Annotated in this window: 20 protein-coding genes; 12 read left to right on the forward strand and 8 right to left on the reverse strand. The window is 60.3% G+C overall.

What is annotated here, in order from left to right; translation table 11 throughout:
• The first annotated feature begins 76 nt into the window (after positions 1–76).
• The 3 genes from WCA10_RS26450 to WCA10_RS26460 all read left to right on the forward strand — a co-directional run bounded on the left by WCA10_RS26450 (position 77) and on the right by WCA10_RS26460 (position 2,992).
• Positions 77–412: a c-type cytochrome gene (locus tag WCA10_RS26450; protein ID WP_472825557.1), complete on the forward strand. Its 336-nt coding sequence runs from the start codon at positions 77–79 to the stop codon at positions 410–412.
• On the forward strand, positions 409–834 hold the full coding sequence (locus WCA10_RS26455; RefSeq protein WP_472825558.1) for a hypothetical protein: 426 nt from the start codon (positions 409–411) through the stop codon (positions 832–834). Before WCA10_RS26450 ends, WCA10_RS26455 begins: the two co-directional genes overlap by 4 nt.
• 100 nt (positions 835–934) lie before the next feature.
• Positions 935–2,992, forward strand: coding sequence for a S9 family peptidase (locus WCA10_RS26460; RefSeq protein ID WP_472825559.1), 2,058 nt, complete (start codon positions 935–937; stop codon positions 2,990–2,992).
• A 69-nt stretch (positions 2,993–3,061) separates the two neighbouring features.
• On the opposite strand, the gene WCA10_RS26465 is transcribed toward WCA10_RS26460, so the two are convergent.
• Positions 3,062–3,352, reverse strand: a complete 291-nt coding sequence (locus WCA10_RS26465) for a hypothetical protein (protein WP_472825560.1) — start codon at positions 3,350–3,352, stop codon at positions 3,062–3,064.
• A gap of 68 nt (positions 3,353–3,420) precedes the next feature.
• Here WCA10_RS26465 and lipA point away from each other — a divergent pair, with 68 nt between their 5' ends.
• From lipA to WCA10_RS26480, 3 genes are all read left to right on the forward strand, one after another.
• Entirely contained in the window at positions 3,421–4,326 is a 906-nt protein-coding gene (gene lipA, locus WCA10_RS26470; RefSeq protein WP_472825576.1) for a lipoyl synthase, read from the forward strand.
• Positions 4,327–4,398: 72 nt separating this feature from the next.
• On the forward strand, positions 4,399–4,983 hold the full coding sequence (frr, locus tag WCA10_RS26475) for a ribosome recycling factor (protein ID WP_472825561.1): 585 nt from the start codon (positions 4,399–4,401) through the stop codon (positions 4,981–4,983).
• A gap of 137 nt (positions 4,984–5,120) precedes the next feature.
• The gene (locus tag WCA10_RS26480) at positions 5,121–5,636 is read left to right on the forward strand and encodes a DinB family protein (RefSeq protein WP_472825562.1); all 516 of its coding nucleotides are present in this window, start codon (positions 5,121–5,123) and stop codon (positions 5,634–5,636) included.
• A 92-nt stretch (positions 5,637–5,728) separates the two neighbouring features.
• Here WCA10_RS26480 and gcvT read toward each other — a convergent pair whose 3' ends face one another.
• Positions 5,729–6,883: a glycine cleavage system aminomethyltransferase GcvT gene (gcvT, locus tag WCA10_RS26485; protein WP_472825563.1), complete on the reverse strand. Its 1,155-nt coding sequence runs from the start codon at positions 6,881–6,883 to the stop codon at positions 5,729–5,731.
• Positions 6,884–7,001: 118 nt separating this feature from the next.
• Here gcvT and WCA10_RS26490 point away from each other — a divergent pair, with 118 nt between their 5' ends.
• From WCA10_RS26490 to WCA10_RS26500, 3 genes are all read left to right on the forward strand, one after another.
• Positions 7,002–7,583, forward strand: coding sequence for a CDP-alcohol phosphatidyltransferase family protein (locus WCA10_RS26490; protein ID WP_472825564.1), 582 nt, complete (start codon positions 7,002–7,004; stop codon positions 7,581–7,583).
• 27 nt (positions 7,584–7,610) lie between these two features.
• Positions 7,611–7,781 carry a hypothetical protein gene (locus WCA10_RS26495; protein WP_472825565.1) on the forward strand — a complete coding sequence of 57 codons (171 nt, stop codon included), beginning with the start codon at positions 7,611–7,613 and terminating at the stop codon, positions 7,779–7,781.
• Between the two features lie 65 nt (positions 7,782–7,846).
• Positions 7,847–11,812, forward strand: a complete 3,966-nt coding sequence (locus tag WCA10_RS26500; RefSeq protein WP_472825566.1) for a DUF2339 domain-containing protein — start codon at positions 7,847–7,849, stop codon at positions 11,810–11,812.
• 72 nt (positions 11,813–11,884) lie between these two features.
• Here WCA10_RS26500 and WCA10_RS26505 read toward each other — a convergent pair whose 3' ends face one another.
• Positions 11,885–12,319, reverse strand: coding sequence for a hypothetical protein (locus WCA10_RS26505; protein ID WP_472825567.1), 435 nt, complete (start codon positions 12,317–12,319; stop codon positions 11,885–11,887).
• 168 nt (positions 12,320–12,487) lie between these two features.
• On the opposite strand from WCA10_RS26505, the gene WCA10_RS26510 reads away from it, so the two are divergent.
• Positions 12,488–12,844, forward strand: a complete 357-nt coding sequence (locus WCA10_RS26510; RefSeq protein ID WP_472825568.1) for a hypothetical protein — start codon at positions 12,488–12,490, stop codon at positions 12,842–12,844.
• Between the two features lie 83 nt (positions 12,845–12,927).
• Here WCA10_RS26510 and WCA10_RS26515 read toward each other — a convergent pair whose 3' ends face one another.
• The gene (locus WCA10_RS26515) at positions 12,928–14,025 is read right to left on the reverse strand and encodes a Rieske 2Fe-2S domain-containing protein (RefSeq protein WP_472825569.1); all 1,098 of its coding nucleotides are present in this window, start codon (positions 14,023–14,025) and stop codon (positions 12,928–12,930) included.
• 361 nt (positions 14,026–14,386) lie between these two features.
• On the opposite strand from WCA10_RS26515, the gene WCA10_RS26520 reads away from it, so the two are divergent.
• Positions 14,387–15,193 carry a hypothetical protein gene (locus WCA10_RS26520; RefSeq protein ID WP_472825570.1) on the forward strand — a complete coding sequence of 269 codons (807 nt, stop codon included), beginning with the start codon at positions 14,387–14,389 and terminating at the stop codon, positions 15,191–15,193.
• A 386-nt stretch (positions 15,194–15,579) separates the two neighbouring features.
• Here the strand turns inward: WCA10_RS26520 and WCA10_RS26525 are convergent, their stop codons facing one another.
• From WCA10_RS26525 to WCA10_RS26540, 4 genes are all read right to left on the reverse strand, one after another.
• On the reverse strand, positions 15,580–16,674 hold the full coding sequence (locus WCA10_RS26525; protein ID WP_472825571.1) for an electron transfer flavoprotein subunit alpha/FixB family protein: 1,095 nt from the start codon (positions 16,672–16,674) through the stop codon (positions 15,580–15,582).
• Positions 16,674–17,486 (reverse strand): hypothetical protein, encoded by an 813-nt coding sequence (locus WCA10_RS26530; RefSeq protein WP_472825572.1) that lies wholly within the window; start codon positions 17,484–17,486, stop codon positions 16,674–16,676. Before WCA10_RS26530 ends, WCA10_RS26525 begins: the two co-directional genes overlap by 1 nt.
• 71 nt (positions 17,487–17,557) lie before the next feature.
• Positions 17,558–19,414 (reverse strand): hypothetical protein, encoded by a 1,857-nt coding sequence (locus WCA10_RS26535; protein WP_472825573.1) that lies wholly within the window; start codon positions 19,412–19,414, stop codon positions 17,558–17,560.
• The gene (locus WCA10_RS26540) at positions 19,411–21,636 is read right to left on the reverse strand and encodes an acyl-CoA dehydrogenase family protein (protein WP_472825574.1); all 2,226 of its coding nucleotides are present in this window, start codon (positions 21,634–21,636) and stop codon (positions 19,411–19,413) included. The genes WCA10_RS26535 and WCA10_RS26540 overlap by 4 nt, the downstream gene beginning before the upstream one ends.
• Positions 21,637–22,153: 517 nt before the next feature.
• Between WCA10_RS26540 and WCA10_RS26545 the strand changes: the two genes are divergently transcribed.
• A complete protein-coding gene (locus tag WCA10_RS26545) occupies positions 22,154–22,336 on the forward strand; it encodes a hypothetical protein (protein ID WP_472825575.1) in 183 nt (60 codons plus the stop codon).
• The last annotated feature ends 638 nt before the right edge of the window (positions 22,337–22,974 follow it).

A 22,974-nucleotide genomic window follows, 5' to 3' on the forward strand; every position in this document is an offset into this window, starting at 1 on the left:
GAAACACACAGTTCGGCGGGAAATCAATGGCTTATCATCGAAACCAGAGATGCGAACGCGGATTTGCAGTTCTTTATTGGCCCTTTTTGCTGGACTGGCAGCCTTCACGGCGACGACGGGATGCAAGTCGCTGCCACCCTCCAAGCCCGAGTCGGAGTGGACGCCGCAGGAGGCGCAGGGCGCGCAGGTGTTTCACCAGGCATGCGCAAAGTGCCACTATCCCACGTCGACCCACGGACTCCATGGGCCGGGGCTGCAGGCCATCACCAAGATCAAGGCCATGCCCTCGGGCGCACCGCCTACGGATGACCGCCTGTCGGCAGTAATCCTGCACGGACACGGCACCATGCCCGGCACCGCGCTCGACGACCAGCAGCTGCGCGATCTGCTGGCGTATCTGCATACGCTATGAGTGACGAAGAGCGCACGCCCGCAACCGAACCCGTAGGAAAGGAAAGCAGCCAGGTCGGCAATGCCGGAGAAGTGCGGAGCCTTCCGACGCTCAAGCGGGAGTTGCTGCCGTTGCCGGGGCTTGCCGCGATTTCGCTGTATCTCTTAGTCCTCGCAGTGGTCATCGTAGTCGGCGTGGTGGGCGGCCACTATCCCGCCTTGTTCCTGGTGCTGCCGGTATTTCTGTTTGCCGCATGTGGCGGATTGCTGATGCGGTTTCGCTGGGCGTGGGCACTGGCGTTGTCTGCCGTGCTGATGCTCGGCGGCTACAACCTGTGGATCTTCGCGCGCCAGTACATGGTGCCCTCGCTGATTCAGGGGATGCTGAACATGGTGTTCTTCTTCTACCTGGTACGCCCTGAAGTGCGGGAAAAACTGCGCTAAGTGCCAGCTTTCAGTGCGCTCAAAGTAAGAACGCGCGATGGTATTGAACTGAGAACATTCTCGTGGAATCCATGCGAGGCGGGATGGTAATCTCTTGCCCATGTCCCCGATAACATTGAGACGTGTTGCCGTTGCCTTCCTGATCATTGTCGCAACTTTTGCCGCAAACGCTGCAGATGCACCAAAAAAACGTGACATCAACCTCGAAGATCTTGCGAAGTTGCAACGCGTAGGCGGGCCTGTGGTCTCGCCCGATGGCGAATGGGTGGTCTACACGGTTGGCCAGGTGGATACCAAGGACGACAAAGGCCAGTCGCATCTCTGGATGGTGAAGTGGGATGGGTCGGTCCATCTGCAACTGACTTACGGCAAGGAAGGCGCATCGGCGCCGAAGTTCAGCCCCGACGGGCGCTACATCAGCCTCATGTCGTCGCGGCCGGGGACGGTGAAGGGCGACCAGGTGTGGGTGATGGATCGCCGCGGAGGCGAGGCTGAGCAGCTCACCAACATTACCGACAAGAACATCCAGGGCTATAGCTGGTCTCCCGATTCGAAGAAACTGCTGCTTACGCTTCATCCCAAGGCTGAGCCCGATCCGGAAGAGGGCAAGCCGCCCGCGCCTCCCAAGCCCATCGTCATCGATCGCTACCACTTCAAGCAGGACATCCAGGGCTATCTGCGCGACGACGCATACAACGCCCTCTACCTGTGGGATCTGACCACTAAGAAAGCCGAGAAGCTGACCACCGACAAGAACGTGAATGAGAACGACGCCGAGTGGTCGCCGGACGGCAAGTGGATCGCCTATGTGAGCAACCACGACCAGGATCCCGATCGCACCAACAATACCGATGTGTTTGTCGTCGAGCCGAAGGCAGGTTCGTCCGCGAAAAAGCTGACGACCTGGGGCGGACCGGATGGCGGGCGACTGGCGTGGTCGCCAGACTCGAAGTCAATTGCCTACACGCAGGGCGCGAAACTCGATCTGCTGGAATACTCGCAGGCGAAGCCGGCCGTAGTGACACTGGATGGAGCAGTCAGCTATCCCGCGGCGAAGTTCGATCGTGGCGTGAGCCAGCCGTTTTTCTCGGCGGATGGGCACCTCAGCTACCTCGTCGCCGACGACCGCAATGAGTATCCCGCGGAGGTGGAGCTTGTGGGGAATGGCATTAAGCGCGAACTCTCGCAGCAGGGCGCGGTGATGACGTGGGACCAGGCGGGCGCGCACACGGCCGTTCTCTACACCAACGACACCGCGCCGGCAGAGATTTATGCGCTTGAGAACGGTGCGCTGCGCAAGCTCACCACGCACAACGACGTGCTTGTGGCAGAGCTGAACCTTGTCTCAAGCGAAGACATTGAAGCAAAGGACAAGGAAGGCATCGAAGTCCACGGACTGCTGACCAGGCCGGCGGAAATCAAGGCAGGAACTCCCGTGCCGATGATCCTCTTTATTCACGGCGGGCCCAACGGGCAGGATGCGCATACCTTCGATTTCCTGCGCCAGTGGCTGGCAACCAAGGGCTATGCGGAGCTGAATGTGAATTATCGCGGCAGCTCGGGGCGCGGGCAGGATTATGCGAAAGCTATCGCAGGGGACTGGGGCCACTTCGAGGTCGAGGACCTGCTGGCGTGCGTGGACAAAGCCGTCGCGCTGGGCGTGGCCGATCCCAATCGGCTGGCAGTGACAGGCTGGAGCTACGGTGGAATCCTGACCGACTACACCGTGGCAAGCACCGACCGCTTCAAGGCCGGCATCAGCGGAGCGGGCGTGGCAGCGCCGATGTCGTTTTACGGAGTCGACCAGTACATCCTGCAATACGACAACGAACTCGGACCACCGTGGAAGAATCCGCAGCTATACGTCAAGATGAGCTATCCCTTCCTCGAAATCGACAAGCGGGTGCACACGCCCATGCTCTTCATGGGCGGAACCTCGGACATGAATGTGCCCCTGATTGGCGGCGAGCAGATGTACGAGGCGCTCAAGTCGCTGGGGCGGCCGACGGAACTGGTGGTGTATCCGGGACAGTTCCACGGATTCACGCGGCCGAGCTTTATCAAGGACCGCTATGAGCGCTGGCTCGGGTGGTGGGACAGGTATCTGAAGCCCGCGACTCCAGCGCCGGCGGCTGCGCCGAACAAGCAGGCGGAATAAACAAGCCGCTCAACACGGAATCCGGCAGGCGTTCGGCGAGAAGTTTTCCTCGATAGGCATGTGGAATTCCTATTCCTCGAATGCAGAGTCGCGGTGCCTGGTCGTCGGCGCGACGTCGCGCTTGCGGCGGAACATCCCGATCAGCGCGATTACGGTAGCGACGATCAGCAGGAACGAACCGATCGAAACCAAACCGACGGCCCCAGGCACGCCTGCGCCAGTCGTGGTGATGTCGATGTGAATCGAACATTCACTGAGCGCTGTGCCGAATTGCACGCCGGTGGTGCCATGGCAAAAGTAAAAGATGACGAACAGCCCCGCAGCCAGGCAAGCGACAGCAGTTACCAATACACCTTTCATTCCGAGCCCCTTTGCGCAGAATTTTAAACCCCGCTTCCGTTTCGCGCGCGCCCCGTACAATTGTGTTGATGGAACTGGTGCAGATCGAACCGGCGCGCAAGGCCCCTGCTCCCAAACCGGAGTGGCTAAAGGCACGCGCCCCGGTGGGTGAAAACTTCCACGCCTTGAAGCGGCTGGCGCGATCGCTTGGTCTGCATACTGTGTGCGAGAGCGCGCAGTGCCCAAACATCGGCGAGTGCTGGCACCATAAGACGGCCACCTTCATGATGCTGGGCAACCTGTGTACGCGGCGCTGCGGTTTCTGCGCAGTGCCCAAGGGCCGGCCCGAGCCCATTGATCTTGACGAACCGCGCCGCGTTGCCGAGGCCGTCGCGACGTTAGGCCTGGAGCATGCCGTCATTACCAGCGTGAATCGCGACGACGATTTAGTCGGCGGCGCGCGCATCTTCGCGATGGTGATCGAGGAGATTCGCATTCAGGCGCCGGGATGCCGCGTCGAGGTGCTGGTTCCCGATTTCCAAGGCAACCGCGAGGCCATCCGCACGGTCGTTGCCGCGAAGCCCGAAGTGATGAACCACAATACGGAGACGGTGCCGCGGCTTTATCGCGTGGTGCGGTCGGGGGCACGGTATGAGCGTTCTCTCGAGTTGTTACGCTACTCCAAAGAATTAAGGCCCGGAGGGCTTACGAAGTCGGGCGTGATGGTGGGGCTGGGCGAAGAAACGTACGAGCTGCTCGAAGTCTTTCGCGATCTTGCTGCAGTGGGATGCGACATTCTGACCGTCGGGCAGTATCTGCGGCCATCGCGCGACCACCTGCCGATGGCGCGCTTGTACACGCCGAGAGAGTTCGCCGAACTGAAGACCGAAGCTCTGAAGATGGGCTTCCGCCATGTGGAGTCGGGACCGCTGGTGCGCTCCAGTTATCACGCGCACGAGCAGGCTACGGCTACGGGCCTCACCGATCTAACATAGAGTGCTGCGTCTGCCACCTGCCGCGCAGGTTGTAGAATAGCCGTTGGTAAAGGGCTTACTGAGGAAATCGCAATGGCTTCGTTTATGGATGGCAATCCAGCACTTAAAGGACTCTCCAGCGATCTGAAGCGACGCATGGATGCGGCCGTGGCAACGTTTCAGGCCAGTCTTGCTTCCACGCGCACTGGGCGCGCGAGCGCGCACATGCTTGACCAGATTCGAGTGGACTACTACGGCACGATGACGCCGATCACGCAGATGGCACAGGTGTCCACGCCGGAGCCGCAGACGATTCTGATCCAGCCCTGGGACCCTTCCATCATCAAGGAGATCGAGAAGGCGATCCAGGCCTCCGATCTCGGCTTCAATCCACTGTCGGATGGCAAGATCATCCGCGTCCCTGTCCCACCGATGACCGAGGAGCGGCGCCGCGAGGTCGTGAAGCACCTCAACAAGGTGCTCGAAGAGCATCGCACCGCGGTGCGCAACGTGCGCCGCGACGGCAACGACGCGCTGAAGAAGCTTGCCAAGGAAAAGAAGATCGGCGAAGACGAAGAAAAGCGCGCTCTCGAAGAGGTCCAGAAGATGACCGACGAAGAGATTCGCCGCATGGAAGAGCTTTCGCGCAAGAAGGAAGCCGAAGTGATGCAGGTCTGAGGTAGCACGGGCCCTGACCTGGGAATAATCGCACACTGACCGCAAAGCCCAATGCAGAAGGCGTTGCGGTCTTTTGTTTGCATCGCTCCCGATCGGTTTCGCATCGAGTGGATATGGCACACAACCTGCAAGATACAATGGCTCTGCTTGCGCGCACGCCGGCGGCTCTGGATGCGCTGCTGCGCGGGCTGCCGGAAACGTGGACTCACCGCAACGAAGGCGAGGGGGCATTCACAGCGGTCGATGTCGTTGGGCACCTGATCTACGCCGACAAGGAAGATTGGGTGCCGCGAGCGCGCATGATCCTGGAATACGGCGAGAAACGGCCGTTCGAGCCATTTGATCGCTGGGGACATGTGCGGGAGTGCGAGGGCCGAACTCTGGTACAACTGCTCGACGAATTCGCACGCGTGCGCGCCGGATGCCTTGACGACCTGCGCGCACTCAATCTGTCGCTCTCGCAACTGAAGTTGCGCGGACGCCACCCCTCGCTTGGACCGGTCACGCTTTCAGAATTGCTGGCCACATGGGCGGCGCACGACCTGACCCACGTGCACCAAATCTCGCGGATCATGGCGCATCAGCACCGCGACAAGGTCGGACCCTTTGACGCATTTCTGGGTGTGCTGAAGTGCAACGGGCACTGCGCGTGAAACAGTTCGAAATTCTGAGTTCGTAGTTCAGAGTGACGAGGCGAACCGACTGTGGACTACGGACTAAGAACTGTGAACAGACGCGCTGTATCCTACTTCTTCGCCCGCTTGTAGAACGGGATCGGGACATGCTTTGCCCTCACGGAGTTGGCGCGGCACTGGACCACGATGTCGGTTCCGCTGGCGGCGACAGCAGCAGGCACCAGGGCCATGGCGATGTTTGTTTTGAGGAACGGCGCGGGTGAGCCGGAGGTGACGACGCCGATCTGGTTGCCTTCGAGATCGTGTACCGCGTACCCATCGCGCCCGATGCCGCGGTCAACCATCTCGAGTCCGATGATCTTGCGTTTCGGTCCCCCGGTGGCCACGACGGCGAGCAACGCATCGCGCCCGATGAATTCGCCTTTATCGAGCTTGAGAAAGCGATCGAGTCCCGCCTCAAGCGCGTTGATCTCCTCTGAGATCTCGTGGCCGTAAAGGCTCATGCCGGCTTCGAGACGCAGCGTGTTGCGCGCGCCCAAGCCGCAGGGGCGGATACCGAATTCCTCTCCGGCCTCCATCAGCGCATTCCACATTTTTACTGTGGTGGCTTCGTCGGACGGGATGTAGAGTTCGAATCCGTCTTCGCCGCTGTAGCCGGTGCGCGCAATCAGCACGTTGTGAATGCCGGCAACCTGTCCCCAGGTAAACCAGTAGTTCTTGATCGCGGCGAGGTCGACCTTCGTCAGCTTCCGCATCGTCTCAAGCGCGCGCGGTCCCTGCAACGCCAGTTGCGAATAATAGCTGGAGTAGTCCGTGATGTGAATGCCCGCCCAGCCGCCTACCTGCTGGCGAATCCAGGCATAGTCTTTATCTTTGGTTCCGGCATTTACTACCAGCAGGTAGTCATTCTCGCTGAGACGATGCACGAGAATGTCGTCGACAAACGTGCCCTGCGGCGTGAGCAGCGCGGAGTAGTGCGCCTGTCCATCCTTGAGGCGCGCCACATCGTTCATAGTGATCTGCTGAATCGCTGCCAATGAACCGGGACCGCGGAACTGAATCTCGCCCATGTGGCTCACATCGAACAGCCCCACACCCGTGCGCACCGCCATATGCTCGGCGATCAAGCCGCCGCCGGGGCCCGGGTATTCGACCGGCATATCCCAGCCGCCGAAATCGACCATCTTGGCTTTGAGCGCACGATGGGTGGCGTTAAGGGCAGTCTTTTTCAACGCGGGGGCGACGGTCAACTCTGGAGTAGTCATTCAAGAATTCCTCTCACAACCATGCTGTACCCTACCAACGATAGGGATTGGGCGGCATCAGGGTCAAACTCGGCACGCCGCAACGACTTTGCTTTGGCGCAAATCCATTCCGTGGTCTATGGTCGTGAGCCGCGCGCTGCTGGGCGTGGCCATTCCCCTTGCGGCCGCGCGTCTGCGTGCTCCGGAGGCATGGCTGGGAGCGATGATCGCGGTGGGTTTTCTTTCCGATATTTACGACGGTGTGCTCGCGCGCCGCTGGGGAACCGCAACCGCTGCCCTGCGCATCGCGGACTCGGCAGCCGACACGGTCTTCTATGTGGGCGTGCTGGTTGCCGTTGTGGAGCGCCATTGGCCGGTCATTCATGCACGGCTGTGGCTGCTGGCTGTTCTGCTCGGGCTTGAGGCCACACGCGTCGTTTTTGATTGGGTGAAATTTGGCCGGATGGCGAGCTACCACTCCTATGCGTCCAAGGCGTGGAGCGCGCTGCTGGCCCTGGCGACCATCGCGCTGCTCTGTTTCAACGGTGGATTCTGGCTCACCACGGTGGCGATTGCCTGGGGAATTATGTGCGACCTGGAAGGCCTGGCCATGTCGGCGCTGCTGCCGCAATGGACGCATGACGTGAAAAATCTGCGACGAGCCCTGAGGATCCGCCGCAAGATGCTGGCGCAGCCTCAGCCGGTCGCAAATTCGAGGTGAGCGGTTGAGTTATACGGGGAGCTGTCGATGAATCCAGTGCGCGGAATTCTGATGATTGTGGCCTCGGCCTTCGCGTTCTCGCGGGGCTGGCAGATTCATCATGGCAGGTATGCGTGGATGGCTTATGGGCTGGGAATTCTGGCCCTGGCACTGTCGGCGTGGCACTTCGTCCATGGCAGCCGCGATCGGTCGTTGTGAGGACGGGCTGCACGGCGCAGCCCCTTCGCTTCGAAATCCTCGTATAATTCCCGCCAATTACCTTTATGGATTATTTCCTGATTATTGTTCTGGGGATTGTTGTCCTTTCGGTCTGGAACAGCAGCCGCGACGCCAATGAACGCATGCGCGATGCCGTCAACCGGCTGGAGCGCGAGCTCGATTTTCTGCGTTCGCAGCTTGCGGCATTGGTGAGAGCGAACGCGAAGAGCGGTGAATCGGTTGCGCAATCGGCGCCCGCGCAACCATCAGGCGTAGAAGCAGCTCCCAAAGCGGCAACTCCGGCAGCAGCACAGGCCGCGCACAGTGCGCCGCCACCGATCGCAGCGTTTACGCCGGTAGCCACGCCCAAACCCGTCGAGCCGGTCGTTCCTGTCCCTGCACCTCCAAGTCCACAGCCGACTGCGCCGCCGCAAGCCGCGGCCGTTCCGCCAGCGCAAAAGCCCCCGGTTCAGTCGCCGGTTTTTGCGGCGATCCCGCCGGCAACATCGGATCTCCCGACCGCGAAGCAAGCGGAACCTCAAATTCCACCCGCAAAACCTCCGGAGCCGGTGAGACAAGCATCTGCGCCGCCGGCCCCGCCGGTTCATGCCGCAGCAGCCTTTCAAGGGGCACCGGCTGCGGCAGCCAAGGAGCCCGCTCCGGCGGCGCAACCCTTCTCGCTGGAACAGACGCTTGGCGCAAACTGGCTCAACAAGATCGGCATTGCGAGCGTTGTGATCGGGATCGCTTTTTGGCTCGCGAATAGGCTGCAAGCTTGGGGGCCTGGCGGCAAGGTACTCTGTGGATTCGCGGTCAGCCTCGTCCTTTTGGGCGGCGGAGTCTGGCTCGAGCGCAAGCCGACCTACCGCATCTTTGCGCGGGGCGGCATCGGCGGCGGATGGGCTCTGGCCTACTTCACCACCTTCGCCATGTACCACCTTCAGGCTGCGCGCATCGTCGACTCGCTCCCCTTCGACCTGGTGCTGATGATGCTGGTGGCAGCGGGCATGGTGGGCCATTCCTTGCGATACAAGTCGCAGACCGTGACCGCGCTAGCGTTCATGCTGGGCTTTGCCACGCTGCTCACGAGTCATGTGGAAGAACCGAACCAGACCGTCGTCTTCTCGCTGGCGGCGAGTGCGATTCTGGCGATTGCCCTTGTCGTCGTCACCACCATCCGCCATTGGGCGGTGCTGGAGTTCTGCGGCCTGATCGCCGTCTACGTGAGTCACCTCGTCTGGCTCACCAAGGTGCTCCCTGACAACCACGCCGACTTCGCCGAGTTCTGGCCATCGACGGCGCTCATTCTGCTGTACTGGCTGATCTTCCGCCTGGCCTACGTGCTGCGCACGCCGCTCGACAAGCGTGAAGAAAACCTGTCGAGCGTTTCCGCGATTGTGAATTCCGGCGGCGTCCTGGGTCTGCTCAAATTCCAATCCGCGCATCCCGAATGGGCTTTCTGGGCGCTGGTCGCTCTCGGCGCTTTCGAGATGGGGCTGGCCTGGTGGGCGAAAGAGAAGCGCCGCCAGGCGTTCGTCGTGCTGTCCACAATCTCCGTGGTCCTGCTGGTCTCGTCGGTACCCTTCCGCTTTCACGGCGTAAGCTGGCCGGTGCTGTGGCTGGTGCAGGCGCAGGTGCTGGCCATCGCCGGCTTGCGGCTGGGCGAACCCGTGTTCCGGCGGCTTGGTCTTCTTACGGGCGTGATCACGGGCGGCGTGCTGGCGCTGCACGATGTAATGCCTCTGGCGATTGAGCGGGTGATGGCAGGCGATACCAGCCGCCACTGGTCGCTCACGGTTGGATTGGCGCTGGCGGCAATTCTTTATTGGACCCATGCCGAGGTGTACCCGCGCCGCTGGCCGGAGATTGCAGCGAACGCCCTCGAGAGCCTGGCGCTCAAGCTCTCAAGCTGGCTGGCGCTGGGAGCGGCAGCAACATGCCTGTGGGTGGTGCTGCCGGAGCGGTGGCTGGCATTCGGATGGCTCGCTCTGTTTCTCGTTCTCGTGTTTGCAGGTCACCGCTTCCGCGCCACCATGCCGCTGGTGGAGGGCGATGTGCTCGCGCTCGGCGCAGCGGGGCTGCTGGTGTTCGATCACGTGTTGCCTCTGGCGTATTTCCGGCTCAGCAACGCGGACCTGGGCCATCATCCGGTCGACACATCGGTGCTTGCCTTTGCTGCGCTGGCCTACTGGTTGCGAAGCGAGGTGTTTCCGCGTGTCCTGCCGCAGTTGGACGAGCCAGGCTCGCCGGCGAAGACGCTTGCGGGCTGGCATGCCTTCATCCTTCCGTGCGCAAGCTGGCTGGGATTGGGCGCGGCCACTGCGGCCCTGTGGGTGTGGATGCCGGATCAATGGCTGCCGCTCGGCTGGATCGCGCTCTTTCTCGTGCTCGTGATTGTGGGGCATCGGTTCAAGGCCACCATGCTGCCGCTCGAAGGCGACATTCTCGCGCTTCTCAGCGCGGGCGTGCTTGCCTTCCATCACGTTCTGCCGCTGGTGTGGCTCCGGTTTCAGAATCCAGACTCGGCGCGCCATCCCGCGCTCACAACCGTTCTTGTTGTCGCTGCGCTGGCATTCTGGTCGCGCGCCGAGCTTCTTCCACGCTTCCTGCCTCGCCTCACCGCCAGCCCGATCTGGGATCCCGCCGCATGGGAAGCGGTGATGCTGCCGCTGGCAAGCTACATCGGAACCGCACTGGCCTCCGCGGCGCTATGGGTTGCGCTGCCTCCGGAGTGGGTCGCCGTCGGGTGGCTCGCCCTCGTCGTCGCGCTCGGTTTGGTTGCAGACGGCATCGCCGGCAAAGCGCTGGCGCTGCAGGCAGACGTGTTGGCGCTGGTCTCGGTCCTTGCCCTTGCTGCGCGCTGGGACTTGCAGCGAGGCGATTGGCATTATCGAACACCGCTGCTGGTCGCTGTTGCACTGCTCTATTCCGGCATGCGGCGAAAAACGATTTTAAGTGGACTCAACTATGTACCTGCGGCGTACTCGTGGGCAGCCGCATACTTTCTAGTGGCTCTGGCGTTCGACATCTTCAATCCCCCATGGGTGGCGCCTGTTGTTGTGGCGCTCGCTTTGGCTCTCTTTGAAGTCGGCCGGTTCGCACGCAAGGGTTTCCTTCGCTGGCAGGGTCACACGCTCTTTGCTGTGGCGGTCCTGCTCTCTACGGGTGCTGATCCTTCCACACGCCTTTACGATCACTTCAGCCTCATCCATTCCTGCTTGCTTGAAGTCATGATTCTCGCGGCGGGCGGCTACTGGCTCTATGAGCGCACGCGCATCACAGACCGATGCGTGCCTCGCGAACACATCGTCGGCATCATTGCCGATTTGGTGGGGACGTTCTCGATCGCCTTATGGTTTGTCGATCGATTCCCCCTGTACTGGACCGCGCCCGCGAACGGTGCCGCGTGGATCGCCGCAATCTGGGCGGCGATGGCCACTGCGCTGATGGCGCTGGCGTGGGTGATGCGGCGACGGACGTTCCTGGTGCAGGCGGTCGCGCTTGCGGTCGCGGTGGTGCTGCGCGGATTGCTGTTCGATCTGTTCGCCGAATCGCGTGGCGATTTCTGGCATGGGACTCTCTTTCATCTCTCTGTCGCCGCGCTGGTTCTGGTGGCTGCGCTGCCGTTCGCATTCAAAGTGCGCGGACCCGAGTTCTGGGCCGGCGGTTCCTTCAAACTTCCAGAACCCTTCGTGGGCCTGTTGAGCAAGCCGGATCAGTGGTTCTTCTTCGCGCCGTTTGGATTGATGGTGGTGGCTCTGGCCGTGAAGCTCAGCTCCGGCCACATCACGATTGCGTGGAGCCTGCTGGGGCTCGGTACATTTCTGTTTGCACTGGTCGTTGGCGAGCGGAGCTTCCGCCTTGCAGGCCTGGGACTGCTGCTCGTGAGCGTGGCGAAGATTCTGCTGATGGACGTATGGGCGCTGGCGCCGCCGGACCGCTACGTCACGCTGATTGTTCTGGGGACAGCGCTGCTCGCAGTGTCGTTCCTGTATACGAGGTTCAGCGAGAAGATTCGCAAGTACCTTTAGAACGGATTTCTTTCAAAGCGGTGGAGGGTCGCGACAAGATCTTGCGCTACGGCAGTGGCGTACGCATCAGTCTTAGCGACGCCGCGCTGCACGCCAGAAGCTGCTTACACCGAGATACAGAAACATTGCGATGATGACTGCCGCGGCGAGAAAGGTCCGGTGATCGGGGCCTTGCTGCCAGTTCGCTCTTGTTCTCCACAGGACGGGAGTGAACACCAGGACCGGCAGGAGAAAAAACACGCCTGTGACTTCGAGCCAAATTTTGCCGCCTACACTGCGGAAGGGCTTCAAGAAGCCGGCGAGCCCGCGCGAAACTCCACGCGTGGCCTGTCCCGCCACGCGCGCCTGGCCGGCGACGCGTCCATTGCCGATCGCGCTGGCCGTAGAGGCCGCCTGTTGTGTTGCGCCGGAGCCTTGCGTAGTCTCGCCCATGATGACCTGGCCGGCCGCGCGCCCTGCAATGCGCAGTCCGATACCCAGCACCCGGCCGACGGATTCAGGTCTCACTTCGTTACCACCCCTGCAACCACCCAGAGGGCTCCCGCCTGTTGCCGGGGACCCCGGATATGATGGTAGCAGCGGCGGACCTGGGTTGCTTCTTCGCATCCTATGGGGAGATGCCAATTGCCGGATGGCCGCTTGAGAAGTAAGGTATAGAAATCACTCAGCCGCTTCTTGCGCAATTTCTCGGCGCTGGCCGCTGCCGGAGGTAAACCCTTGACATCACGCCTGCGCGAACTGATCCAGCAACTGGGAGAAGCAATCCACGAGTCCGTTATTGAAAGCGAACAGATCGCCGGCGTCGTCCAGGACATCCGCAAGCACGGGTTCGACGTGCTCCTTATGCTCGAGGCCACCATTGGCCTCAACGAGGTCTCGAAAGAGACCGAGGAAGCCGATGCCGCTGCCGAAGCGGCCGGGGGCACCTTCACCAAAAACGATGTGAACTTCCTGCGTTCGCTGCGCATCTCCATCGAAGGCGAAGACAATGACGAACTGACCGCAGGCGAAGACGAGCCCCAGGCAGGCTGACCGGCTCAGTCGAACAAATCACCCACTAACGAATCACCCGGCGCAGGAAATCCAGAAGAGCTTTGTTGCTGCGTCCGACGCAATTAGCTGCGCCAGTGGAGTTCGACAGGCGCATCGAGCGGATGCTTGCCTGTTCCCTCAAGCCGCGCCTGCTTGAGCGCGAAATACCACTTCGCCGGTTTGTCGGCGTCGTCAATCAGCATCAGGCTTGGATTGTGCTTCAAGCCCTCGGCTTGCTGGATCATCGTCTCCTGATCCTGGCGGACAAATTTAGCGCCAAAGAATTTCGCGATCGGCGTGAGGAACGGGACGTTGTAAAAGACGTTCCATGCGGCGATCACGTCGATGCGGCACGTGGACGCGGTGACCGGCGTCACCGTCGTCAGCGATGAAAACCACTTGTCGCCGCAGCGGATGATTTCCGTGCGGCGGTTGGGCAGTGTGAAGTCGATGGTGGTTTCGACAGGTTGGCCATAGACGCCGAGCAGTTTGTAGGGAGCCGAGTTGCCGCTCGGCGCGTGCGCGCTCATGCGAAATCCTTCCGGGATTGGCTCGAACTTCTTGGTCTTTTCGCGGATGCTGGATCGCGAACGCCACCACCATGCCTGGTGTACGAAGGGGCCGTGGGCCGGATCCATCAGGCCGATGATGCCGTGGTCGACGTTGCAGGGCAGGTCCGCGGCGAGGTGCGCGGTGCGGAAGCGCGCGCCGAACTTGGCGAGTTCCGGGACCTTTCGCCGCTCCGTGGTATCGCCTTTTCGTCCTGATCCGGGACTTGCGATATAAACCCATGCATGCTCATCCCGCTCTTCGCACGGAAACGCAGTCGCATAGATGCGCGTCGCATCCAGATGGTCGTGGCTTGATAGCGAGGGAATTAGTTCGCAGCGCCCGCTGCACGGCTCGAACTCCCAGCCATGGTAGCGGCAGGTGACGCGATTGCCATCGAACCAGCCTTCGCTGAGCGGGATGCCGCGATGGGGGCAGCTGTCGCGCATCGCAAACACACGCCCGTCGCTGCGCCTACCCAGAACCAGCGGAAGACCAAGCAGCATCGCCTTCGCCAGCTTGCCTTTGCGAAGGGTGTCCGTGCGCAAGGCAGGGTACCAGTCGTCGTAGATCAGCGTGGCGCTGGGGCCCTGGATCGGCACTCCGGCTTCGCTTGTGGTGACCAGCGGCATGTGGAACAAAAATAACAGGAACAGTGGGCGGTGGACAGCGGACAACAGAAAGTGGACCGTGGACAGTGAAAAGCGGACAGTGAACTCTCAACCCCGCATGAACCTTGCCGGCAACACAATCCTCTAATCCGCACATTCCACAACGAAAAAACTTCCGCCAGGTTTGCAGGTAATCTCCACCCTCCGGCGCACAACAGGCTTACGAGAACTCTAAAAGCTCACCGGCCACTTATGCCTCGGAAAGATTAAAGTTAAAGATGCGCTCTTCCGTTGAAGAACCGATTTTGAAATGCCTCGCGGATTCGCGAATTTTCAGGAGAGTTGCGCAGAAATCAGCGCGAATTATGAAGGTGTTTGTCTTTTGAAATCCAAGCGAAAACACTCCAAGATATGGACCTATGCGATCGCGGGGATCGTGATCATCGGTGCCGCGCTCACGGTGGTGTATTACCGGCACAGTCTGCAAATCGAACGTTCTCGCCACGTTCTGCGACCTTTGGAGCATGATGCTGCGAGTGTTGTGGACAGTCAGATGCTTCAGGGAAAATTTGACAAGGCCGTCTCCACGCAAGATCGGCAGGTTGTCGAAGCTGCGTTACAGGCTTCCGATCAGCCCAACCTCCCGCAGACTCAAACGGCACAAACTGAAACACGCTTGGGCAAACAGCGGATCGTTCTGACCCAGCCACTGGGAACGACTGTTGAGGATGCGGAACCCACCCTTACCTGGGATTCGCCCTATGGCGGCTGGACCTACCGCGTTCACATCGAGGATCGGGATTCCCATGAAACGGTTGTCACAAGCTCAGTTCTCGATGAGGCTCTGTGGCGGGTGTCAAGTCCGCTGCTCAGAGGGCGCACATATCTGTGGCGCGTTGATGCAAGCGGCGCCGGAAATCATCCCACCGCGCCTGCTGTCACCAGCTCGACCGGTCAGTTCTCGGTTCTTTCCGATCAGGGCGAGCAGCAGATCCAGAATGCGAGAGCCGGCAATCCCTCGCACCTTCTCCTGGGCTCTCTCTACTCGCATTACCAGATGTGGCGTGAAGCTGTGTTGGAGTACCGAAAACTGGTGAACGAGGTCCCGGATTCGCCTGAGGCAACCAAGCTTCTTCGCAACGCCGAGCTGCGCTCGAACGCACAACTGGCTGGAGCTGCCCCGCAATGAGGGTGCGTTTTTCGTCGCGCGGAGTTGAGCGCGCACTCACCCTCGGCAGGGCAAGTGCGCGCTTAGATACTTTCTACGGTTGCGATTCAACGGGAAAAGAAGAAAACAGTTATAAGCTACGGATAAGTCAAGGTATCCCCTCCGCGGGGAAGAAGGCTCTTCTTGGCATTTAACGGAGCGATCATTTCCGGTGGCTCCATAATTGCTGCGAGATTGTGCTTCGGTGCTCACCGTTCGAAGAGATTCTCGAGACCGACCGATCAACCAATCGGATGAGTACGGCTCGATGAAGATGTTCCCCTTCTCCATGGCCTGACGAGCGATGCGCCTCGATCCGGAAGAGACTACACGGCCTTTGGCTGGATACGTTCATCGAAGCGGAGGGATTAGGAAGTTCCGTCTGGAATGGCGAGAGGAATTCGCGATTTCAGAAGCGAGTTCAAGCGCTCCACGACCTGGAATGCATCGGCCACGTAAACGACATCGGCCTTTCCGCGTGTCCAACCGCAGTTGGGGTCAATGCTGATGGCACGCCGTTCGCCGATGAAACGCCAGCCCACGACATGAGGTTCTTCGCCATGGCAGCACGTGGCCAGCCCTTTCGCATGTCTTGGGGTCGAACCGGTTTGGCCCACTTGATTGAGGTGCGTGAGAAACGTAAGAACGGGGATTCCTTCATTGCCCTGATCGACAAGCGACTTTGAACTACCCAGGGATGCACCTGAAGCGCGCAGGAATTGCAGGATCAGTTCTCCCGCCTCAACGGCATGAACCTTTCCGTCAGGCTGCTTCTTGGTCCACCCCGCTCCGGCTACGAACAAGAGCTTGGCATCAGGCCGGATCGTTCCAGAGCCGCGTGAACTTTCTTCGCTGAATGTTCCGGTTAAGATCCCACGTTGCTCCGGCGCGCGATTTCCTAACACGTTTGTGCGCAATGCGGGTAGCTCGACCGGTATTTGTTCGACCTGGACCGGGGCGACCTCGCCGATGAATGCAGCGTGAGTTCTGGCATCGAGCAGGAGAAACCATGGACGCGATTCGCGTGTCACGACAGCTTCCATCCGCTGGCGATAAAACCATCGCGTTGCCTCGATCTTGTCGGCCACGCCAATTGCCGTGACGTGCGTCTCAATGCAGCCGTGCATGCGATGCGCGACGGCGGGCATCATTCGCGCGAAGCGTGAACTGTGAGGCGCCACAACGATCGTAGGCTGCGCGGCGCGGCAAATTGCTTCGCACGCAGCCGCGTCGCTTGCGTAGCGCGGTTGCGCGAACTCCTCGCCCGCGACAGCGAGCAATCGTGCTTCTACAGACGCCAGGTACCGGGCGACGACTTCTGAATTCCTGCAAACGATGCCGATGGTCAACTTCGCACCGAGCTGCGCAGCCAATTCTCTGCCGACAGACACGGCTTCGAGCGAGCCTTTGCTCGGTTGCTTGCCAGCCTCATCGCTGTGGGTCAAAACCAAAATCGATTCCATCACTCCGCTCCTATCCACTCGACCAGCTCACGTGCGATCTGGTCTGCCGTCAGGTCCTTCACCACGCGCGTTATGCGTTGCTGGCTGGGGAGACTAACGGAGACGTAGCGCAGGCTGTTGGTTTCAAGCGTTGCCGGCTTTGCTTTCTGGAGGGCCGGCATGATGGTGCGCATGTTTGCCATGCCGACTTGCGGGTTGTTGCGTGGTTCGCCGAGGCTGCCCGTTGCCCAGCCCAGTACCGCGGGAGTTCCCGCACAAATCGAAAGCTGGTGCTTGCCGCCTTCGACGCGCTCCAGCACTTCGAATGAGCCGTCGTCGTGCGGATCGATCCTATCCACGCCTTGAAACTGATCCGTGATGCCCAGTCGTTCGCCCACAATTTGCAGCGTGATTCCCGCGCCTCGCGATGCAGACTCCCAGCCACCGAAGAGGAGGAGTTTTGTGCGATCGAGTCCGGGGATTGCAGCGATCGCATCGGCGACTGTGGCAGCGGTTGCATGCGCATCGGTGAAGCCACCAATCGGTCCGTCGATGGGCACCAGCTCGAAGCTCGCCTTCTGCGCTATGGTCATCATCAACTGCTGCAGCTTTGCTTTGGGACCGAGCGAAACCAGCCAAATCTTGCTGCCGGGGCGCTTCGCTGCCAGACTAGCGGCTTCATAGAGCGCGCTAGCGGCCCACGGGTCGAGGACCGCAGGAAGAAGCATTTCGTTCTTGACGCCGGGTCCGTTCGGCCCGCTTGTTGGTTCAAGTGTTTGCAATGGATCGGGTACCATTCCTGCGCAGACAACGATATGAAATGAATCAGGCATACAACTCCTTCTCAAAATGGCGTGTGTCCGCAACGCACTGCCGGACTTTCCTTTTTCGCGACAACTTGCGGTCAGTTTTCGGCCGAATGCAACCCTCCGGCACCGGCAGAAAATTCAATGTTGCTGGTTTTGCCATTGGGCGAATGCGCGCAGTTCCATAGACAAGCGCCGCAGTGCACACACTTTTCACGCTCGAATGCAGGCGCACCATCGGCACCCAAGGTGATGGCCTGACCGGAACACATCGCGATGCAGGATTTCTCAATGCAGGACCTGCACAGTTCCGGATCGAGAAATCGAACATGATCGGCGAAGCCGGGCATCGCCCGGACCTTGCCGCCCATCAAGAGTGCATCCTGTTGTGTGACTAAGAGCCGTCCGTCGAAGGCAATCTCCGGCCAGCCGCGCGCCGTTAGCAACACATCGTGAAAGGAGCGGCCCTCATCGGAGGCGCGCGCCGCGATTTCTTGGAGGTTCAGATCTGCTCCCTTCTGCGCAGAGAAGGGGCGGATCTGCTTTGAAGCCGGCGGAATGTCTGACTTTAGCGAAAAGCGACCGCCAGTCAACCCGGCTAGCGCCATCCCAACCAAGCCGTGGACAAATCCGGTGTGAAATCCATCACGGGCGTGTTCGGCTTCGCGTGCTTCGCGTTCCACCCAGCTTGCACGACGCCGTTTTTCGTAGGTGTTGGCAAGGTTTTCCCCTATGAAGGGAAGTTTGTCGCGCAGCAGCTCAAGCACCGCCTCGCCTAATTGCACTCCGGTGGTCCAGGCTTCATCGACGCCCGAGCCGGTGAGCATGTTCGTTGAGCCAGAGCCTTCCCCGATACGTGCAAACCCATCGCCGGTGAGGAATGGTTCGCCGCGTCTTCCGGATTCCTCGAGTGACTTTGCGCCCCAGGAGCGCAGTGTCCCGCCTTTCAGGTACTTCCACAGGACCGGATGCTGGATGTAATGCTGCAAATATCTGTATCCCGTGCGCGTCGGATCGCCAAGCCACGAAGGCACGAAGATGCCGACGGAGACAAGTCGATCCGGATGCACGTACATAAATCCGAAGATCTCCGGCTCCGGAAATCCGAAAGTGTGCCAGACCGTGCCCGGCTCGAGCGTCGAGTCTTCAGGTAGCTCGATGACCATCTTCATGCCCAGCGCCCAATCGCGGCCATTCAGTTCGTTTTCGCTTTGATTGAGCGCTCTCCCGATCTGGCCTACCGGCCCGTCACCCACTACGGTCAAGCGCGCGCGCACATCGAGACCGGGCATAAAGCCTTCGGTTGGCATTCCGTGAGGGTCCACACCCTGATCGGCAAGACGAATTCCAATAACCGCTCGCTTACCGGCGCCCGACTCATCAGCGAAGATCGGACGACTCACCGGGCTTCCCGGCCAGATCTGCACCAGTCCGCTCGCCATCAGCTGGGAGGCAACCCATTGGTTGAACTGTCCGATAGAAAATACAAGGCCACCACGTTTGTGCAGGAATGCCGGCGTCCAGGGAAGTTCGAATGCATCATCCTTTACGAACAGCTTTCCGCAAAGGCGAAGAAAGAAATCAGCCACACGCAATGTACTTGAGCGCCTGGCTGCTCCAATGGGATCGAGCAGGTAAAAGACGCGCTCTTTCTTTACGTCCGTGGCCATGGGGATCTGGGTCGGATCGAGTGAGGGAAAGCTTGCGCGAATTCCCTTCGCGCGTGTCACAACCCCACTCACGCCGGCCGAGAGATCGTCGGCGCGCTCGTAGCAGTGCACCTGCAATGGCATGCCCGGAGCGATTCTGCTTTCGAAAGCCGGATCGCCAGGAGACAAGTTCCACGCCTGCGTCAGCGTGGTCAGAAATCCGCCCATCGCCGGGCCAAATCCGATACAGGCGATGTCCACTTCCATCGTCTGTCTGTCGGCCCCGACTGGCTCCGTGAGACTCATGCAGGCCCTGTCGCCGGATAATCGAGCGCTTCGGGAATCATTACTTTGCTTACAGTGTCGGCCGCGCGATCTTTCGCCAGCCGCGAGCCGGTCAAGCACATGGTCAGTCTGCTTTGCAGCCGCAGGAACTCGGCCGATCCTGCGCAGCCGGCGCACGGTCCGGCCTTTTGCGGATGGCTGCCGTCTTCTGCCAGCACATCCAGGCCCATCGCCATGATTCCCGGCATGGTTCCTTCGAGGTCTTCAAGTTCGCTCGCGAGGAAGCAGCTTTTGTGCTCGGTCTCGTCCCACGCGGGATGCCGCGTGTAACCAAAGACCAGCTCGGCGCAGATGCGCGAAACTTCGCCCGCTGCTCGGGCGGCTTGCGTGTGGCACAGGTCGCTCAGGAATTGCACGGTCCCGGCCAATCCTTCGGTTGCCTCAGCATTCTCTGCTCCGTGTTTCTCCAACTCGAGCACGTCGAGAATCTGCCAACGCGATGCGACGAGCCAACACAGTGCATCGGCCAGGGCAAATGTCACACCCTGACGCTGGCCGTGATAGAGCTTGTTGCCCGACGGGTCTGCTGTCTTTTGCAGATAGTTCAGCGACCATGCCCACAAGTTCATCGCCGAAGCAAGAATGCACGCGCCCGTGCCGGGTCGGGACGATGCAATTTTCCGCATTTCCTTTGACCACGCGCTGAACTGCGCAAGGAAGACCTCGCTGGTCATGGTTACCGTGAGTTGGCGCCGCTGCACCGCCTCGGGCCCTTCATAAGTCGCTTCGAGTTGTGCATCCATCCATTTGTTCGCCAGAAAGCCCGGACAGTCTTCGGTGATGCCGTATCCTCCCATCAGACTTACCGCTTCACGCATCACGTTGGCGCCGTGTCCCGTGTTCCAGAGCTTGGTCGCCGGACACAAAACATTGGCCTCAGCATCCATCAGAACGTACTGGACCAACGGATCAGCTTCAAGTTCGGCGCGCAGCGGGTCGTCGTCCTTCAGCGACAGAAGTTCGAGAGCGCGCCGCTCGCTCTGTTTGAGCGCCTTCATCTCCGCGCGACCGCCCTGGACTCCACGCTCTTTCAGCAGCGCCGTTTTCTGCTTTTCCAGGGGATCGAGCAGATCAAACAATCGCGCCGCGGCGAAGCCCAAGGATGCTGCGGCCTCGCCGGTGGCCCACACATCCACGAGGCGGTGCAGCGCGTCTTCGCGCTGCTGAATGCCTTGCTCGTAGCGCACCGAGCCTGGCGTTGCGCCATCGGCACCGCGGAAGCGATGACGCTGGTAGCGAATCACCGGTTCGACCGCCGATAGTAGCTTTGCCGCGGTCATCAGGCCGACCGGGACTCGCGTGCGCCGAAAGACGGCTTCGATGATCTCGCTATGGTTGAAATTGGGCACAAGCACGCCGTCCTTCACCGTATATCCGCCTACGATGCGGCTCGCCGGCACCCGCAAGTCGAAAACCGGATCACCTGTTGAGGAGAGCTGGTGCACAAGTTTTTTGGTAGCTGTTCCGCGGTCGAATGTACCCTCGTCGCCTTCCTCCAGGATCACCATGCAACTTCCCTTGATCCGCTCGTCGGCGGAGTTCACCGCCGCGGTGACGAAGTTGGCGAACCCGATGCCGGTAATGAACCGTCCACGCTTGCTTACCTGCAACCAGGGCTCTTCACCCTCTTTCCACTCCGCAACGCGAAGTTTGCCGTTCAACATGCCGGTATCGACGCCCACGTAGGGGATCGGCTCGGTCAGTGCGAATGCTCCGCGCCAGGCTTTGCGATCCTCTCCCGGTTGGGGAGGCGCGGCCAACTTTTTGTAGTGAGCAACCTGATCCGGCGTTCCACGCTCGTGGATGGGGGCGAGAGCGAGAAATCCAGCCAGGTTCGCGGTTGCCGCGCCGGCATCCACCCACGCCAGTTCGAAGGCCGCGAGACCGAAAGCAAGATTCTTGGGTCCGAAAATGAAGCCGCCGTCCTCGGGTTCCATAAAAGCGGTGGTGATGCCGGCAGCGTCAAACGCATCCATCATTCCGTTCTTCGCCGCGGTCCATTCGTGCGTGTTTCGTTCGCCCGCCGCCACCAGCCGCGCCACGGGTCCACGCGCTACGTCGCGCGCAGACTGCACAAGCATTTGCAGGTCAAAACGATTAGCGAATCGCCATTGAATCTGCCGCACCGCATCGCCCGGAAGGGTGAACATGGTTTTCGTTTCAGATACCGTCATCGTGCCCATCGAGTTGGCTCCCCAACAGCGCACATTCTCTTTGAACGAAGGCACGATGGCATGTGACTCACATCACCACGGGACGGGTGGTTTGCCACCGTCGATCACGAGACACTCGGCATTCGCTACCTGGTCACGGCGTTCTCATTCCTCATCATCGGTGGGCTGGAAGCGCTGCCGATGCGGTTGCAACCGACGGGTTCGGACATGGCGGTGTTGACGCCCGAGCTGTATAACCGGCTCTTCACCAATAGCTTCCGCGACGAATTCAGGATCCAATTGCTCCTGGGAGCATCGCCGGAGCGTCTGCCGTTCACGCGTTCTTTCGTGCCTGTCCAGTATTCAATGTTGTGCCATCAGAGGCGCCCATTGCTTTCGATACTCTGCTTTAGCTTCCTGCAAGACGGGGATATCCGGGTCCGCATTCTTCCATCGATTCAGGAAATCCTCATCCGCTGCTTTAGGCTGCGCAGATTTCGTACGATGCAGGCACGCCTTGGTCAGACGGCTACGGGGAAGGTAATTCGTGCTCGGACAATTCCGGCGCGGGCAATGCGCGCTGCGCGGCGTGACCGTGATGGAAAACACCGACACCGGCGTGCGCGGTGAAACGCAGATCGGCACGGAGCAGCAGGTGCTGCGCAACTGCGAGCGGCGGGGCATCCGTTGCCGCCCGGTTCCGGATGACCAGCTGGTACAGCCACAATGACCGCAGTGAAGCCAGATAGAGGTTGCTGGGGAAGTCACATTGGATGGAAGCGGGAATCTGACTCCCGCATAAGGGGGAAAGCATCCAGGTGCGCTTTAGCCGGGGACGCAAGTTCTCCGCCAAATCCGGACTTTGACAGCAACCTCAAAAACCAGTTTGATCCATCGCCCATGCCGGCGCCCGAGCCTCAGGTAACTCTGCTCAATGGAATCATCCGTCGGCGCCGGACATTTCACTTGGCATCATTTGCAAGTCATCGAAAAAGGTTTCTACTTCTGACACAAACCGAGATCGATACTGAAATGTCGGCATGGCGACTGGAATCTCATGACCTATCGTTTGTAAAGGATCGCCATTGACTTGGGCGTTTGTCCGGAGTTATCCCGACAATCACGCACAATCTGCCATTAATGAGCGGTTTAGACTGTTCTCGTCATCCGAGTGCGCAAATAACCCTGATTTCCGTCACTCGGACGAAAGGGCAATTATTGGATCTACCTTCGTGGCGCTCCTAGAGCATTTTCATAATTACTGTACTCCGTAACCGCAGTGCCGGAAGAAAGCCTGCGCGTTTTGGGGAGTGATGGCGTCGATGGCCCGCGCGATGGCTGGTTCCAGCTGATCGAGCGCGCGGGCCT

Origin of the sequence: Occallatibacter sp. (assembly GCF_049582745.1) — a bacterium.
Lineage (GTDB): Bacteria > Acidobacteriota > Terriglobia > Terriglobales > Acidobacteriaceae > Telmatobacter.

Excerpts from the sequence above, each read along its gene's own strand:
- WCA10_RS26500 (WP_472825566.1), top strand. The coding sequence starts at position 7,847 with ATGGATTATTTCCTGATTATTGTTCTGGGGATTGTTGTCCTTTCGGTC.
- frr (WP_472825561.1), top strand. The coding sequence starts at position 4,399 with ATGGCTTCGTTTATGGATGGCAATCCAGCACTTAAAGGACTCTCCAGC.
- WCA10_RS26540 (WP_472825574.1), bottom strand. The coding sequence starts at position 21,636 with ATGGGCACGATGACGGTATCTGAAACGAAAACCATGTTCACCCTTCCG.
- WCA10_RS26465 (WP_472825560.1), bottom strand. The coding sequence starts at position 3,352 with ATGAAAGGTGTATTGGTAACTGCTGTCGCTTGCCTGGCTGCGGGGCTG.
- WCA10_RS26535 (WP_472825573.1), bottom strand. The coding sequence starts at position 19,414 with ATGAGTCTCACGGAGCCAGTCGGGGCCGACAGACAGACGATGGAAGTG.
- WCA10_RS26525 (WP_472825571.1), bottom strand. The coding sequence starts at position 16,674 with ATGGAATCGATTTTGGTTTTGACCCACAGCGATGAGGCTGGCAAGCAA.
- WCA10_RS26480 (WP_472825562.1), top strand. The coding sequence starts at position 5,121 with ATGGCTCTGCTTGCGCGCACGCCGGCGGCTCTGGATGCGCTGCTGCGC.
- WCA10_RS26490 (WP_472825564.1), top strand. The coding sequence starts at position 7,002 with ATGGTCGTGAGCCGCGCGCTGCTGGGCGTGGCCATTCCCCTTGCGGCC.
- WCA10_RS26530 (WP_472825572.1), bottom strand. The coding sequence starts at position 17,486 with ATGCCTGATTCATTTCATATCGTTGTCTGCGCAGGAATGGTACCCGAT.
- WCA10_RS26495 (WP_472825565.1), top strand. The coding sequence starts at position 7,611 with ATGAATCCAGTGCGCGGAATTCTGATGATTGTGGCCTCGGCCTTCGCG.
- gcvT (WP_472825563.1), bottom strand. The coding sequence starts at position 6,883 with ATGACTACTCCAGAGTTGACCGTCGCCCCCGCGTTGAAAAAGACTGCC.
- WCA10_RS26455 (WP_472825558.1), top strand. The coding sequence starts at position 409 with ATGAGTGACGAAGAGCGCACGCCCGCAACCGAACCCGTAGGAAAGGAA.
- WCA10_RS26460 (WP_472825559.1), top strand. The coding sequence starts at position 935 with ATGTCCCCGATAACATTGAGACGTGTTGCCGTTGCCTTCCTGATCATT.
- lipA (WP_472825576.1), top strand. The coding sequence starts at position 3,421 with ATGGAACTGGTGCAGATCGAACCGGCGCGCAAGGCCCCTGCTCCCAAA.
- WCA10_RS26515 (WP_472825569.1), bottom strand. The coding sequence starts at position 14,025 with ATGCCGCTGGTCACCACAAGCGAAGCCGGAGTGCCGATCCAGGGCCCC.